The sequence below is a fragment of the Anaerococcus sp. HMSC075B03 genome, assembly GCF_001815585.1.
GTDB lineage: Bacteria > Bacillota > Clostridia > Tissierellales > Peptoniphilaceae > Anaerococcus > Anaerococcus vaginalis.
Map to the genome: position 1 here is coordinate 83,874 of NZ_KV821195.1, position 1,389 is coordinate 85,262.

Here is a 1,389-nt window from a genome sequence, read left to right on the forward strand (position 1 = left end):
GCAAAATCAAAAAAAGAATATATCCTTGATAAAAACGGAGAAAAGATAAAACTCAAAAACGGCAATTACAAAACAAGAAAAATCAATACAACCGATTGGAATGAGCAAGAAAAAGCGGAAGAGTGGCGAAAAGCATGGGCAGACATTACAAACAAATATCTTGAAGAAAACAGCATACAGGAAAAAGTAGACCATCGTTCCTATCAAAGACAAGGAATAGAGCAAATACCGACCACTCATTTAGGAGTATCAGCAACACAAATGGAGAAGAAAGGCATAGCTACAGACAGAGGAAATATTAACCGAGAAATCAAACATCAAAATGCGATTTTAAGAGAAATTTCAAGAAGAATAAAAGCCTTGTTAAATTGGATAAGAGGAATTGGAAAAGAAGAAACAGCAGAAACAGAAAACATAAAATCCACCATCCCACCAAAAGAAAATCTACTATCCATTTTTGAAAATCTTATCAATCAAAACGCAGATAGCAATAATGCAGACTTAGAGAAATATATTGAGAGTTATCAGCTTCTTAAAGATAAAAACATCACTTCCATATCTGAACTGAAAGAAAGCATAGTTACTTTAAGAGATAAGAATTACAAGACCACAAAAGCTATCAAAGACACTGAAAAAAGAATTGATGATAAAACACAGCTTATCGACCAAGCCGAGAAATATTTGAAACATAAAGATATCTACAAAGCCTATACCAAATTAAAGAAAAGCAAACAGGAAGATTTTTATAATGAGCATACTGCAGAGATTATTCTATTTGAGAGTGCAAGGAAACATCTCAAAGAGCATTTAGGGGAAAGTAAGACCTTAAATATATCCAAGTGGAAATCAGAGGCTAGCACTTTGAAGAAAGAGAAAAAGAGCCTATACAATCAAATATTAGAAATACGAGAGGAAGTTAAACAAGCTGAAAGTGTTAGAAGCTGTATAGAGAAATTACTACAAGAAAACAGAGGACTAACACAGGTAAAGAGGAACGAGTTAGACCTATAAAATTGAGTGAAAAAATGGTATAATATTAAATAAGTATTTGATTTTGGAGGTGTTTAAATTCATGGATGAAAGAGAGAAAATCATTCGTTTATGGTTTGATATGTGGCTTACACAAAAAGACTTAGGAATAGATGATATTTTTTCAGATGATGTGATTTATATTGAGAGTTGGTGTCCTAAGTATGAAAATCGGCAAACAGTAAAGCACTGGTTTAATGAGTGGAATACAAGAGGAAAAGTTCTTGCGTGGGATATAAAGCAATTTTTTCATAAGGATAATCAAACTATTGTAGAATGGCACTTCAAAAATAAAATGAATGAGGGGAAAGTTGAAGAATTTGACGGTATTGTACATTTGTAAATGATGTGAGACCAAAA

1 protein-coding gene and 1 pseudogene are annotated in these 1,389 nt (G+C 32.4%); both read left to right on the top strand.

The features are described 5' to 3' along the window. Positions 1-1,011: MobA/MobL family protein (locus tag HMPREF3045_RS06485; RefSeq protein ID WP_070738104.1), on the top strand; the 1,011-nt coding region annotated here is incomplete at its 5' end. A gap of 61 nt (positions 1,012-1,072) precedes the next feature. Beyond that, a pseudogene (locus HMPREF3045_RS06490) lies at positions 1,073-1,360 on the top strand (nuclear transport factor 2 family protein); the annotation flags it as partial. Positions 1,361-1,389 lie beyond the last annotated feature (29 nt).